This window comes from Arthrobacter sp. CDRTa11 (assembly GCF_026427775.1).
GTDB lineage: Bacteria > Actinomycetota > Actinomycetes > Actinomycetales > Micrococcaceae > Arthrobacter.
In genome coordinates this window covers 3,620,891-3,634,313 of the sequence record NZ_CP044532.1, presented here as the reverse complement: position 1 = coordinate 3,634,313, position 13,423 = coordinate 3,620,891, and the positions used below count along the sequence as shown (strand labels likewise).

General features: G+C 62.4%; 14 protein-coding genes. 7 read left to right on the top strand and 7 right to left on the bottom strand.

Annotated features, from left to right (window positions below):
• Nucleotides 1-209 precede the first annotated feature (209 nt).
• The gene (locus tag F8G81_RS16360; protein WP_267275732.1) at nucleotides 210-1,493 is read left to right on the top strand and encodes a citrate synthase; all 1,284 of its coding nucleotides are present in this window, start codon (nucleotides 210-212) and stop codon (nucleotides 1,491-1,493) included.
• Nucleotides 1,494-1,591: 98 nt separating this feature from the next.
• Here the strand turns inward: F8G81_RS16360 and galE are convergent, their stop codons facing one another.
• Nucleotides 1,592-2,605: a UDP-glucose 4-epimerase GalE gene (gene galE / locus F8G81_RS16355; protein WP_267275731.1), complete on the bottom strand. Its 1,014-nt coding sequence runs from the start codon at nucleotides 2,603-2,605 to the stop codon at nucleotides 1,592-1,594.
• A 145-nt stretch (nucleotides 2,606-2,750) separates the two neighbouring features.
• Between galE and F8G81_RS16350 the strand changes: the two genes are divergently transcribed.
• Complete coding sequence (locus F8G81_RS16350) at nucleotides 2,751-3,395, top strand: TetR/AcrR family transcriptional regulator (RefSeq protein ID WP_267275730.1); 645 nt, start codon at nucleotides 2,751-2,753, stop codon at nucleotides 3,393-3,395.
• 67 nt (nucleotides 3,396-3,462) lie between these two features.
• Nucleotides 3,463-4,074, top strand: a complete 612-nt coding sequence (locus F8G81_RS16345) for a hypothetical protein (protein ID WP_267275729.1) — start codon at nucleotides 3,463-3,465, stop codon at nucleotides 4,072-4,074.
• An 18-nt stretch (nucleotides 4,075-4,092) separates the two neighbouring features.
• Here the strand turns inward: F8G81_RS16345 and F8G81_RS16340 are convergent, their stop codons facing one another.
• Together F8G81_RS16340 and dapD are read right to left on the bottom strand one after the other, a co-directional pair.
• Entirely contained in the window at nucleotides 4,093-4,950 is an 858-nt protein-coding gene (locus tag F8G81_RS16340) for a hypothetical protein (protein ID WP_267275728.1), read from the bottom strand.
• Between the two features lie 7 nt (nucleotides 4,951-4,957).
• The gene (gene dapD / locus F8G81_RS16335) at nucleotides 4,958-5,998 is read right to left on the bottom strand and encodes a 2,3,4,5-tetrahydropyridine-2,6-dicarboxylate N-succinyltransferase (protein ID WP_267275727.1); all 1,041 of its coding nucleotides are present in this window, start codon (nucleotides 5,996-5,998) and stop codon (nucleotides 4,958-4,960) included.
• Nucleotides 5,999-6,045: 47 nt separating this feature from the next.
• Here dapD and dapE point away from each other — a divergent pair, with 47 nt between their 5' ends.
• A complete protein-coding gene (dapE, locus tag F8G81_RS16330; protein ID WP_267275726.1) occupies nucleotides 6,046-7,185 on the top strand; it encodes a succinyl-diaminopimelate desuccinylase in 1,140 nt (379 codons plus the stop codon).
• A gap of 74 nt (nucleotides 7,186-7,259) precedes the next feature.
• Here the strand turns inward: dapE and F8G81_RS16325 are convergent, their stop codons facing one another.
• The 4 genes from F8G81_RS16325 to F8G81_RS16310 all read right to left on the bottom strand — a co-directional run bounded on the left by F8G81_RS16325 (nucleotide 7,260) and on the right by F8G81_RS16310 (nucleotide 10,538).
• Nucleotides 7,260-8,099: an amino acid ABC transporter permease gene (locus F8G81_RS16325; protein ID WP_267275725.1), complete on the bottom strand. Its 840-nt coding sequence runs from the start codon at nucleotides 8,097-8,099 to the stop codon at nucleotides 7,260-7,262.
• Nucleotides 8,096-8,746, bottom strand: a complete 651-nt coding sequence (locus F8G81_RS16320) for an amino acid ABC transporter permease (protein WP_267275724.1) — start codon at nucleotides 8,744-8,746, stop codon at nucleotides 8,096-8,098. Before F8G81_RS16320 ends, F8G81_RS16325 begins: the two co-directional genes overlap by 4 nt.
• Nucleotides 8,747-8,840: 94 nt before the next feature.
• Nucleotides 8,841-9,725 (bottom strand): glutamate ABC transporter substrate-binding protein, encoded by an 885-nt coding sequence (locus tag F8G81_RS16315; protein WP_267275723.1) that lies wholly within the window; start codon nucleotides 9,723-9,725, stop codon nucleotides 8,841-8,843.
• A gap of 57 nt (nucleotides 9,726-9,782) precedes the next feature.
• Complete coding sequence (locus tag F8G81_RS16310; protein WP_267275722.1) at nucleotides 9,783-10,538, bottom strand: amino acid ABC transporter ATP-binding protein; 756 nt, start codon at nucleotides 10,536-10,538, stop codon at nucleotides 9,783-9,785.
• Nucleotides 10,539-10,653: 115 nt separating this feature from the next.
• Between F8G81_RS16310 and F8G81_RS16305 the strand changes: the two genes are divergently transcribed.
• The 3 genes from F8G81_RS16305 to F8G81_RS16295 are packed head-to-tail and all read left to right on the top strand — an operon-like array spanning nucleotide 10,654 to nucleotide 13,237.
• The gene (locus F8G81_RS16305; protein ID WP_267275721.1) at nucleotides 10,654-11,439 is read left to right on the top strand and encodes a TIGR00730 family Rossman fold protein; all 786 of its coding nucleotides are present in this window, start codon (nucleotides 10,654-10,656) and stop codon (nucleotides 11,437-11,439) included.
• Between the two features lie 44 nt (nucleotides 11,440-11,483).
• Complete coding sequence (locus F8G81_RS16300) at nucleotides 11,484-11,978, top strand: DivIVA domain-containing protein (protein WP_323809197.1); 495 nt, start codon at nucleotides 11,484-11,486, stop codon at nucleotides 11,976-11,978.
• Nucleotides 11,975-13,237 carry a hypothetical protein gene (locus tag F8G81_RS16295; RefSeq protein ID WP_416377061.1) on the top strand — a complete coding sequence of 421 codons (1,263 nt, stop codon included), beginning with the start codon at nucleotides 11,975-11,977 and terminating at the stop codon, nucleotides 13,235-13,237. Before F8G81_RS16300 ends, F8G81_RS16295 begins: the two co-directional genes overlap by 4 nt.
• Nucleotides 13,238-13,423: the final 186 nt, after the last annotated feature.

Sequence of the window (13,423 nt, the reverse complement as noted above, 5' to 3'; positions counted from 1 at the left end):
CAACCAGCCTATTTTAGGGCATGTTTGAAGGACACCGATTAGTGACACCCGCCAAGGAGCGGGTACTTTTTAAGTGACTATCGATGGTGGCTTTCTACAAGAAGGCAGCCCGGGTGTTGGAATCCTGTGCTTACAGGGTCAGTGCGCGGCTCACCGGATGTTGGATCAAGCTTTCGACAGAGGCCCAGACGCCTCATGAAGGGGACTCCATGACTGAGACCAACAGCGCAACCCTGCTCCATGCAGGAGGCGAGCTCAAGCTCCCGCGCATCCAGGTTATTGAAGGAAACGAAGGTTACGACGTTTCCAAGCTGCTGAAGCAGACGGGTGCAGTCGCCTTTGACCCCGGCTTTATGAACACAGCGGCAACAACCTCTGCTATCACCTACATCGACGGCGATGCGGGCATCCTGCGTTACCGGGGATACCCCATCGAGCAGTTGGCGCAGCACTCCAGCTTTCTCGAAGTTTCCTACCTGCTGATCTACGGCAACCTTCCCACCACCGTGGAACTGGAAGCGTTCGACCAGAAGATCCGCCGTCACACGCTGCTGCACGAAGAACTCAAGGGCTTCTTCGGCGGGTTCCCGCGCGATGCGCACCCCATGCCTGTCCTTTCGTCGGCTGTATCGGCGCTGTCCACGTTCTACCAGGACTCGCTTGACCCGTTCAACGCCGATCAGGTGGAGGTTTCCACCATCCGCCTGATGGCCAAGATGCCGGTCATCGCTGCCTACGCGCTCAAGAAGAGCATCGGCCAGCCCATGCTCTACCCGGACAACTCGCACAACCTGGTGGAAAACTTCCTGCGCCTCAGCTTCGGCCTTCCCGCAGAGCATTACGAGGTTGATCCGGTCATCGCCAAGGCGTTGGATCTCCTGCTGATCCTGCATGCTGACCACGAACAGAACTGTTCCACCTCCACGGTGCGCCTGGTGGGCTCCTCCAACGCCAACCTGTTTGCTTCGGTGTCAGCCGGCATCAACGCGCTCTTCGGTCCCGCACACGGCGGCGCGAACGAAGCCGTGCTCAAGATGCTCCGCCAGATCCAGGCCGACGGCACCAAGCCCGAGGACTACATGGAGAAGGTCAAGAACAAAGAAGACGGTGTCCGCCTGATGGGCTTCGGACACCGCGTGTACAAGAACTACGATCCGCGGGCCAAGATCGTCAAGGCCACGGCCCACGAAATCCTCACGAAGCTCGGCGGCAACGACGAACTCCTGGACATCGCCATGCGGCTTGAGGAGAAGGCGCTCAATGACGACTACTTCATCCAGCGCAAGCTTTACCCCAACGTCGACTTCTACACGGGACTGATCTACAAGGCCATGGGCTTCCCGGAGAAGATGTTCACCGTGCTGTTCGCCATCGGCCGCCTGCCGGGCTGGATTGCCCAGTGGCGTGAAATGATCAGCGATCCCAACACCAAGATCGGCCGCCCGCGCCAGCTGTACATCGGTGAGCCGGAGCGCGACTACCCCGTCCGCTAATCCCCACCGGCTCCCGTAAGCCAGCCAGTACGACGGCGTCCGCCCACCTTCCACAGGTGGGCGGACGCCGTCGTTATGTCCTCCTGAGTTGTTGTCAGTCAGGAGCCATAGCCGAGGGGGTTGTTCTTCTGCCAGCGCCAGTGGTCCTCGCACATCTGGTCCACCGTTTTGGTGGTGGACCAGCTCAGGTCGGCGAGTGCGGAGGCGGCGTCGGCCCAGAATGCCGGCAGGTCGCCGGCGCGGCGGCCGGTTACTTCATAGGGGATGGGCTTTCCGACAGCCTTCTCAAAGGAGCGCAGCACCTCCAGCACGGAGGAGCCCTTGCCGGAGCCGAGGTTCCAGCGGAACACACCGCTCCGGTCAGCTACATGATTCAGGGCTGCCACGTGGCCGTCGGCGAGGTCCACGACGTGGATGTAGTCGCGCAGGCAGGTGCCGTCGGGGGTATCGTAGTCGCCGCCGAACACCATCAGCTTTTCGCGCCGGCCCACGGCCACCTGTGCAATGAACGGGACCAGGTTGTTCGGGATGCCCTGCGGATCCTCGCCGATCCTGCCGGAGGGGTGGGCGCCCACCGGGTTGAAGTACCTGAGCAGGGCGATGTGCCAACGGGTGTCCGCGGCGCCAAGGTCCGCGAGGATGTCTTCGATCTGTTCCTTGGTCCGGCCGTAAGGATTGTTGGCCCCGATTTCCATCTTCTCGACGTAGGGGACCGGGTTGTGTTCGCCGTAAACCGTGGCCGAGGAGCTGAAGACGATCGACCGGACGTCGTGGCGGTCCATGACCCGGATCAGGTTCAGGGTGCCCACCAGGTTGTTGTAGTAGTACTTCAGCGGCTCACGCACGGACTCGCCCACCGCCTTCAGGCCGGCAAAGTGGATGACCGCGTCAATGGCATTGGCCGAAAAAACTCCGTCCACCGCGGCCTCGTCCACGAGGTCCACGTTATGGAATTCGGCCGTTTTCCCGGTGAGTTCGGCAACACGCCGCAGCGACTCCTCGCTGGAGTTCACCAGGTTATCGATGACCACCACGTCATGGCCGGCTTCCTGCAGGGACAAAACTGTGTGCGAGCCGATATACCCGGTGCCACCAGTGACCAAAATTTTCATGATCTCAACGCTATCCCACTTAGGGGCCGGGGTGTCCGGTGTTCCGAATGCCGGATAGGGGAGGGCATCTGCCTGAAGCGTCGAAAAGCGGGAACACGCCGCCGCCACACCGGCGGGATAGAGCACAGCTGTGCTAAAAAAAGGAGTGCCAAAAATCGTGGATGCCGAAGCCCGGCGCAGTGAAGTCGTAGAGGCTGTCTTCAGGATCATCGCAGTGGACGGTTTGGAGCGTGTTTCACTCCGTGAGGTGGCGGACGAGGCAGGCCTGGCGGTGGGATCGGTCAGGCACTACTTTGCCGGCAGCGAAGAGCTCCTCACCTACTCGTTTGCGACAGTGGTGGACCGCATCCTTTTCCGTTTGGGGGAGGCCCTGCCAGCCGTCCTCGCGAGTGCTCACGGAGCGGTGCAGCAAAACGAAGCTGTTTTAACCCTGCTGGGTGAATTACTGCCGGTCGATGAAAGTCGGGCGGTGGAGGCGTGCGCCTGGATGGCGTTCAAGAACGCAGCCAGAATCCGGCCCTTCCTCGCGGCGGAAGCGGACCGAAGCCACCGGGAGGTGGCCGTCATCATCGGCCAGGTGATTATTGCCGTGATGGCGGACGACGGCGGCGGGCGGGAGAGCCTCGTCATTGAGGCCGAGCGGCTCCTGGCAACCCTCGACGGCCTGTGCATGCATGCCCTGCTCCAACCCGAGTGGATGACCGCCGGGATGTGCCGGGACGTCCTGGAGCGGCACGTTGAAGCACTCGCTGCCGCCCCGGCCATTACCGTCCGGGGGCTTCGGGAATAGACTGGGAGCCGGGGGACGGGATCCGGACAAGCAAGCCCGGTGCAGGCACGCCACGGGAGGAATTGGAATGCATCAAGCAGGCGGTTCAGGCTGGAAGATCACCATGGACACATCCGGCCCGATGATGATCGCGCTGTACGTGCGTGACGCCGCCGGTCTCGACGGCGCCGGCCGTCCGGCGCTGTCACATGCGGCCCCGAAAGTACACCACGCTGACCATAGCCATCTCACCGCCGAAGTGGGCGGACTCGCCGCCTTGAAGACCGAGTGGGAAGCCTGGTGGGATCAACTGCTCAAGGCCCATCCAAAGATGTCCCCCGAGTTATCTCCGCCGGAATTTGCCGCGTTCGGTAATTCCCCTGCCCTGCAGCGGGTCCTGCAGGCGCATTTCGGCTCTGCCCTGACCTGGGTACGGGAGCGCCGCAGTGAATATGCGGAACTGGAAGCGGAACGTGTTGCCAGTGGATCGGACTTGCTGCTGGATGACCTGGTGGATGACCGGCTGATGGAGGTGGGGCGGAGTTCCCGGGACTTCAGCCTGACCATCATCGAACTGCCGCTCAACGAACAGCGGGCCTGGTACCTGGAACCGGACAAGATCATTATGAGCCATGACCTGATCTCACAGCCTGACCTTTTCCGTAGCTACGTCCAGCCTGTCGTGGAAATGTTGGTCTAGCCGGCACTGACCACGGCGTTAGTTTTCGGAGGCCACCGGCGACACGGTGATCCTGACTTGGCCTGGCGCCGCGTCCGAATCCTGCCAGCCGTCCTTGGCATTACGGTTCCAGCTGTGCCCCTCGACATCCACCTGGGTTACTTCAAAGTCCTTGGCATTGGCCACAGCCCATTGTGCCAGGGACCAGGCCTGGCTGCCGCTGGCTTCCACCAGCAGGCTCTGCCCATCCGTGGCCGTCCCCAGCGTCCCATAGGCCAGTTCCAGCTCCGAAGCTACTGCGGCCGGATCGCCTGCATCGATGGGCGCCCGCAGCGTGCAGTGCACAGCACCCGGCGTTTGGCCGGTGAAGCCGGAGGCGAACGAGCGGCCCATGCCCTCATGTTCGGCATAAGCGCGCGGGTAGGCGGAACGCTGTACCCGCTGGGCAGCGTCGGTAATTTCCAGGGACTGATAGTCCGGGATCTTCTCCAGCGCGTCGTAGAAAGCGTTGGCTGCATAGTAGGGATCCATGACCTGGGCTTCCGTTCCCCACCCTTGGGATGGCCGCTGCTGGAAGAGCCCCCGGGAATCGGGCCCGGCCTGGTCGCCGTGGTTGATGTTACGCAGCTTTGACTCCTGCATGGCCGTAGCCAGGGCGATGCTGGCGGCGCGTGGCGGAAGGCCCCGTTGTACGGCAACGGCAGTGATCAGCGAGGCGTTGACGGCCTGGTCCGTGGCCAGTTCCGCGGACTGTGAACCCACCACGGCCGTGCAGCGCTCCGAAACCAAGGTCTCGGAGCGCTGCAGGAAAGTGACAGCTGTGTACACCCCGCCGCCCACCAGGGTCAGCGTGAGGAGCAGCACCACAGGCCGCCGGAGGCCCCGTCCCTGAGTCACCGAGCTGTCAGTTGGCGTGCAGGGCGGTGTTGAGTTCCACCGTCTGGCCCTTGCGCGGCAGGGCCTCCACAGCGCCGGTGGTGGAGTTGCGGCGGAACAGCAGGTTGGGGACCCCTGAGAGCTCGATGGCTTTGACGATCTTGGTGGTATCCTCGCCCACCTCGTCCTTGGGGCCCGGCACACGAACGCGTGTTCCTGCCGTGACGTAGAGTCCGGCCTCGACCACCGAGTCATCGCCGATGCTGATGCCGACGCCGGAGTTGGCACCCAGGAGGACGCGCTCACCGATGGCGATTTTCTCCTTGCCGCCGCCGGAAAGAGTGCCCATGATCGAGGCGCCGCCGCCAACGTCGCTGCCGTCACCGGCCACCACACCTGCAGAGATGCGGCCTTCCACCATGGAGGTTCCCAGGGTTCCCGCGTTGAAGTTCACAAACCCTTCGTGCATAACGGTGGTCCCCTCGGCCAGGTGGGCACCCAGACGGACACGGTCGGCGTCGGCGATCCGTACACCTGAGGGGACAACGTAGTCCACCATGCGCGGGAATTTGTCGATCCCATAGACGGTGACGGCGCCACGGCGGCGCAAGCGTGCCCGGGTGAGTTCAAAGCCCTCCACAGCGGCGGGGCCAAAGTTGGTCCATACAACATTCGGGAGCTTGCCGAACACGCCGTCGAGGTTGATGCTGTTGGGCCGGACCAGGCGGTGGGAGAGAAGGTGCAGCCTGAGGTAGGCGTCCGCGGTGTCGGCCGGGGCTTCGTCGAGGTTGATCTGGACGAAGACGACTTTCTGCTCGGTGCCGCGGTCGGCGTCGGCGCCGCTCTCTGCAAGCTGGGCCAGGTTTTCATCAGCGTTTTCCACGGCGCGCAGCTTTTCTGCGGCAACCCCGAGGGCAGGTGCCGGGAACCAGACATCAAGGACAGTGGCCTGGCTATTTTCTTTGCCTGTGGCGGTCGCGATGGTGGCCAGCCCGAAGCCGTAGGCGGAACGGGCCTCAAGGGTTGGGTTCTGGTTTTCGGGCACAGCGGAGGTAGCGGTCTCAGTCATTGCCCCAGTCTATCGAGAGCCCGGGCCCGGGTTCGAACTAGACTGTCATGGTGACTGCCGAAACCGCCTCCGAGCCCGCCACCAAGCCCCTGAACCTCCGTCAGGATGTAGCCCTGCTGACCGCAGCCGTGATGGACATGAACAGTGTGTCCGGAAACGAAACTGAGCTGGCTGACGCCGTCGAAACCGCACTGCGGGGCATCCCGCAGCTCCACGTGGTGCGTGATGGTGATTCGTTGATCGCGCGGACAGAGCTGGGCCGGAGCGAACGGGTCATCCTTGCCGGCCACCTGGACACGGTGCCCTTGCCGGTCACATTCGGTGCGCGGGGCACGGTTCCCTCCACCTGGGACTCCGGCATTCCCGGCGAGGGCGTCCTGTACGGACGTGGGGCCACAGACATGAAGGGCGGCGTTGCAGTGCAGTTAGCCCTGGCTGCCACCCTGTTCGACGGCGGGGCGGAACCGAAACGGGATGTCACGTTTGTTTTCTATGACCACGAGGAAGTGGAGGCGGTGAAGAGCGGTCTGGGCCGCCTTGTCCGTAACCACGGCGGGCTGCTGAACGGCGACTTCGCCATACTGTTGGAGCCCACCGACGGCACGGTGGAGGGCGGGTGTAACGGCACCATGCGGCTGGAAGCAACCACCATCGGCGAAGCCGCGCATTCTGCCCGGGCCTGGATGGGAAGCAATGCCATCCACGCCGCGGCGCCCATCCTTGACCGGTTGGCTGAATACCAGCCGGCCACCATCAATGTTGACGGGCTCGATTACCGTGAGAGCCTCAATGCCGTGAAAATCCACGGCGGCACTGCAGGCAACGTGATTCCGGACCGGTGTGTGGTGGTGATCAACTACCGCTTCGCCCCGGACAAATCCCCGGACCAGGCTGAGGCCCATGTGCGGAACCTCCTGGAAGGTTTTGACGTAGTACGGACGGACAGCGCTGCAGGCGCACGTCCCGGACTGAACCACCCGGCAGCCGCATCCTTCGTGGCAGCCGTCGGAGCCGAGCCGAAACCGAAATACGGCTGGACCGACGTCGCGCGGTTCAGTGCACTGGGCATTCCAGCGGTGAACTTTGGTCCGGGCGACCCGCTGCTGGCCCACAAGGACAACGAGCACGTGGACGCCGACGCAATCCGGAAATGCCTGCGGGCGTTGCGGACCTGGCTGACAGCCTGAACGACTGATCCCTTTTATACGTGGGAGGGGCCGGATCCTGGATGGATCCGGCCCCTCCCATATTGAATGACTGCTTACGGAACTGCGGCTTCGATGGGCTCAGGCTCAGCCTTTGCCACGCCGCCGGCTGCCTTCTTGGTGCCACGGTGTTCGATCCACACGGCGATCCGTGAAACGCAGATGTTGATCGCGATGTAGATGGCTGCTGCCACGAAGAAGATCGGGAACAGGAATGCCGTTCCCAGGAAGTCCGCCATGACCTGCACGGCCCGGAGCAGTTCGCCATAGGCCACGATGTACCCAAGGGACGTGTCCTTCAGGAGCACCACCAGCTGGGCCACCAGCGATGGCATCATCCGGCGGACAGCCTGCGGCAGTTCGATGAGCATGCGTGACTGGAAGCTGGTCAGTCCGATGGTCAGGCCTGCCTCACGCTGGCCCTTGGGCAGTGACTGAATGCCGGCACGGATGATCTCCGAGAAGACGGCGGCGTTGTAGAGGACCAGGCCGGACACCACGGCGATGAACGGGTTGGTGCCAAAGACCAGCAAAACGAAGAACATCATCAGCACAACGGGCATACCACGCAGGAACTCCAGCACAACACGTGTGGGAATGCGGACAGCTGCGGCGTCCGAGATCCTCAGGAGGCAGAGCATCAGACCCAGGGGAAATGCGATGATCGCTGCGATGGCGGCGGCGCTGAGGGTTGCTCCGATACCGTTCCCGAGCAACATCCAGACATCTGCACGGGTGAAAATGGCCCAACGCCGGCCTTCGAAAATTCCTTGCTGGGCGAGGGTGGTGATGATCAAGGCGAGCAGGCCAAGGATCAGCAGCGAGCCCACGATTGACCCGATGAGGGAAACCCTGCGTGCCTTGGGGCCCGGGACGTCATAAAGAACTGAGCTCATCGGGAAATCGCCACCTTTTTTTCGACGGTGCTGGCCAGGATACCGAGCGGAACGGTAAGCAGGAGGTAGAAGAACGCAACGCCGAGCAGTACGGCCAGCACCTGGTCACCATAGGTGTTGGCAAGCTGCCTGCCGTAGCCGAACAGCTCCAGCACAAAGAAGGCACCGGCAACGGACGAGTTCTTTACGAGGGCGATCAGGATGTTGATCAATGGTGGAATGACGGTGCGAAGTGCCTGCGGCAGGATGATGAGGGACAGCACCTGGCTGAACTTCATTCCGATGCTGCGGGCAGCCTCGGCCTGCCCAACAGGAACGCTGTTAACACCGGAGCGGACAGCTTCAGCGATGAAGGCTGCGGTGTAGGCACTGAGGGCGATGATTGCTGCCACTTCAAACTGCTCGAACGTCACTCCAAGACGGGGGAGCACAATAGCGGCAAAGAAAAAGGCAATGGTCAGGGGGGTGTTTCGGAGGACTTCAACATAGGTCATGCTGAAGCCACGCAGGGCGGCGACAGGAGAAACCCTGGCTGCGGCCAGCAACGTCCCCAACACGAGGGCGATCACTCCGGACACAGTAGACAGGAACAGGGTCCGGAGAAGGCCCTCCCAGTAAAGCGGCAGGTTTTCGAGAATAGCGTCCATGGGGTCCTTCGGCTGGTGTCGTGGACGGAGCGAAGATGGCAGCGGCGGTTGCCGGAGCCGCGGGGAGCGGACTCCGGCAACCGCCTGCTGTTAGTTAGTAGCGGTTGATCTCAGGAAGCTCCGGGGCAGTCTTGATGACCTCGCCGGCAGTTGCTTCCCAGGCCTTCTTGTACGACCCGTCCTTTGCGAACTCCTCCAGCTGGTCGTTGATCCAGTTGCGGAATTCGGTGTCTTCCTTCTTCAGGCCAATGCCGTAGGGCTCCTTGGTGAACGTCTCATCCGAGGCAAGCTTGAACGCCTCGGGCTCCTTGTCTACAAACCCGGCCAGGATCACGTTGTCAGTAGTGATGGCCTCGACCTGCTTGTTGCGGAGGGGTTCCAGGCAAGCTGAATAGGTGGCGGCCGGAACAAGCTCTGCTCCGTACTTCTCAACGATGGTGGCAGCGGGGGTGGAGCCGGTCACAGAACAAACCTTCTTGCCCTTGACGTCCTCCGGCTTCTTGATGGCGTCGTTGTCCTTGTTGACCATCAGGGCCTGGCCGGCTTCGTAATACGGGCCGGCGAAGCTGACGACTTCCTTGCGCCTGTCATTGATGGTGTACGTGGCGATGACCAGGTCAACGCGGCCCTGCTGGATGAACGGTTCGCGGTTGGCCGATACGGTTTCGGACCATTCAATCTTGTCTGCGGCAATTCCGAGCTTCGCAGCGATCAGCTTTCCGATCTCGACGTCAAAGCCAATGGGCTTTCCGTCCAGGCCCACCTGGCCGAACAGCGGCTGGTCGTACTTGGTGCCGATCTTGATGGTTCCGGCCTTGGAGAGCTTTTCCATGGTGCTCCCTGCCGCGAACGTCGGAGTCGCGGCGACGGTGGGGTCGCTGGTGGTGCCGGTTCCGCCGCCGCATGCGCTCAGTGACAGCGCCAGGGCTGCGGATGCTGCTACCAGGAGGGATTTCCTCCGGGTCAAAAATGCCTTCATGACATTCCTTTCATTGGGCGGCCGCCTGGGACGGCCTGGGTGCGAACTCTGACTGCGTCAGTGCGTAAGAAGCTTGGACAGGAAGTCCTTGGCCCGGCTGCTCTGGGGATTGGTGAAGAACTCTTCGGGCGTTGCGTCCTCGACGATCTGGCCGTCTGCCATAAACACCACGCGGTCCGCTGCCTTGCGGGCGAAGCCCATCTCGTGGGTGACCACGATCATGGTCATGCCCTCCTTGGCCAGCTGGATCATGACGTCGAGCACTTCATTGATCATTTCCGGGTCAAGGGCGGAGGTGGGCTCGTCAAAAAGCATGACCTTGGGCTTCATGGCCAATGCACGGGCAATGGCAACACGCTGCTGCTGGCCGCCGGACAGCTGGGCGGGCAGCTTAGGGGCCTGGTGGCCTACGCCGACCCGCTCAAGGAGAGCCATGGCTTCCTTGTCAGCCTGGGCCTTGGGAACACCCTTGACCTTGATCGGGCCCAGGGTCACGTTCTCCAGGATGGTTTTATGGGCAAACAGGTTGAACGACTGGAACACCATGCCGACGTCGGCCCGGAGGCGGGCGAGTTCCTTTCCTTCCTCCGGAAGGACTTTTCCATCAATACTGATGGTTCCGCCTTCAATCGTTTCGAGGCGGTTGATGGCGCGGCACAGAGTCGACTTGCCCGAACCGGAAGGGCCAATAACAACAACCACTTCGCCCTTGCGGACGTGGAGATCGATGTCCTTCAACACGTGAAGCTGACCGTAATGTTTGTTGACACCATTCAGGGAGACGAGCGCATCGCCGGGCACATGAGTAGTCATAAGAAGAATCTAGCGAACAAACCCCGCCTATGACGGGAATCACGCCAAGTTGCCGCGGATCGTGATTCAAGAGATACCTGCCGCCAGCGTGCCGCCTTGGCGTTAGCCTTGGGTGATGAGCATCAACGCAGACCCGGCCAAAACTGCCCAGCCACGCCGCAAGGGGCCCCTTGAACTTCGCCGCAAACAGGCAGCGGTGGAAATGTCGGACCAGCATTTGCTGGACAGCAAGGGTCCCGGGCAGTTCGTCCATACGGATCCATGGCGCGTGATGCGGATCCAGAGCGAATTCGTTGAAGGATTCGGGGCGCTCGCGGACCTGGGGCCGGCGGTCAGCGTCTTCGGTTCAGCAAGGACCAAACCCGGCAGCCCGTACTACGAAATGGGTGTCGAGGTGGGCCGGAAACTGGCGGCTGCCGGTGTAGCGGTGATCACGGGCGGCGGTCCGGGGTCCATGGAGGCAGCCAACAGGGGCACCGTGGAAGGTAACGGTGTATCTGTGGGCCTGGGCATCGAATTGCCCTTCGAGCAGGGACTCAACCAATGGGTGGACCTGGGCATCAACTTCCGGTACTTTTTCGCCCGGAAGACCATGTTCGTCAAATACGCCCAAGGGTTCATCGTCCTCCCCGGAGGCCTGGGGACGCTGGATGAACTCTTTGAAGCCATGGTGCTCGTCCAGACGCGGAAAGTGACCTCGTTCCCGATTGTCCTCCTCGGCGTCGCATTTTGGGGGCCGATGATCGAGTGGATCAGGGGCACCCTGGTGGCGGAAGGAATGGTTTCCGAGAAGGACCTGGACCTGATCCAACTCGTTGATGATCCGGCCGAAGCGGTGGACCTGGTGTTGCACGGCACGGTCCTCGCGCCGTCAACCAATGGGGAACAGCGGCCCGAATAGCCAAGTGAGCTCTGGCGTCAAAGCAATCTGGCACGATGGATCATGTGAGCTATTTTCTGGTTTTTCTTGCCATCGTGCTGATCGGTGTGGCCGCCTGGGCCGGTGCCGGCGGCAAGGCCGGCACATTGTTCAGCCGTACCCGGACCGGGACCGGTGGAAGCACCGGGCTGCCTGACGAAGGACATTCTGACCGTGGACTTCTTGACGGCGGGTTCGAACAGCCGGTGGCGAACCTTCCGCCGGTCCTGTTGCCGGCAGAAGCGAACCCGGCCGACGTCGACAGGGTCCGGTTTTCCCTTGGCCTGCGGGGCTACCGCATGGACCAGGTGGACCAGGTACTGGATGAGTTGAGGGACCAGCTGGCAGCCAAGGAAGCGGAACTGGAACGGCTCCGGACTCGGCTGCTTGAGGCCGAGCAGTCCCAGCGGGCCTCCGCGGGGGCCGCTGATGAGGCCGAAGCCGTGGCACTGGAGGCTCACGGCGATCGGCCTCCAACCATGTCCCGGCCTGAGCGGGAAAAGGCCGAGGGCACACTTTGAGTGCAGCCACGGGTACCCGGGCGGGCCTGACAACAAGGATCAGCCAGGCGGCGGGGCGCGCGGGCGATGTGTTCCGTGGGTGGCCGTGGTGGTTGCAGGTTGTTGCGCTCTATTGCGGCTCACGGCTGGCCGGCGCGTTTATCTTTATGGCGGCCGCCCTGCACCAGGGGCCAAACCCCTGGTTCCCTGCAAAGCCCGACTACTGGAACTTCGTCAACATCTGGGACGCCCGCTGGTATGGCGAAATCGTTATCAACGGCTACCCGTCCGAACTCCCCACCGATGACTCCGGCAACGTCCAGGAGAACGCCTGGGCGTTCTATCCCTTGTTTCCAGCCCTGGCCCGTGGACTCGGGGCAATAACAGGCCTCAGCCCCGCAGCTTCGCTCACCCTGGTAGCCATGTTGTCGGGTGTGGGGGCAGCCCTGGTTGCCTACGCCCTCTTTAGGCGCAAAGCTGCGCATGCCGCTGCCTTGTGGGGTGTGGTTTTCTTCGCGACTTTCCCGGTGTCCGCGATTCTCCAGGTTCCGTACGCGGAGCCTCTGACCCTCCTGCTCCTGGCGGCAGCTTTGCTGCTGGTGGTCCGCCGCCGGTACCTCTGGGCGATGCCTGTGGTCCTGCTGATGTGCCTTTCCCGGCCCGTTGGTGTTCCGTTTGCCGCCATGGTGGGACTGCTTCTCATTTATCGGCTGATCCAACGCCTCCGCAGGGCCGCCAGCATGGCAAGCGCTCCTGGCGGCCACACGTCACGAGAGCTTGCCGGCCTGGCAGCCCTCACAGCCGTCAGCGGCGCCTCCGCCCTCATCTGGCCGGCTGCTGCATGGGCGGCCACCGGAGACATTCAGGCGTACACCAAAACGGAGACTGTCTGGAGGGGGCATGACCTGGTGCCCTTCAAGCCATGGTTCGACACCGGCGTCCAGCTCTTTGGTCCAGTACTCGGAGTGATGGCCCCATTCATCTTTGCGGGCCTTTTTGCGCTGCTGCTGTTCTCGCCGCCGGTGGTACAGCTTGGCGTCGAACTTCGCCTCTGGTGCGCCTGCTACATGGGCTACCTCCTGATGTTCCTGCACCCGCAGACCAGCACGTTCCGCATGCTGCTCCCGCTCTTTCCGCTGGCGCTCAGCGCTGCACTTCTGTCCCGGTCACGGGCCTACCGCGGGACGGTTCTCGTGATGTTTGTCCTGCTCCAGATCGTTTGGATCGTTTGGCTCTGGGCCTGGGCCCAGCTGCCGGGCGGAGGGGATTACCCACCCTAAGCCGTGACGGTCGTGGGCATCGCCGTCGGGGAATACGACCCGGCCGGAAATGTCCATCGATTAGCTACGTACGGGTAATTACGGGATAATAGTAAGTAAGCAAGGACAAAAGCATTCAGAATACGTTCAGCCATGGCGGTGTCCACACGGGCCGCCATAGCGGCTTGATGACCATGCGGACACAGC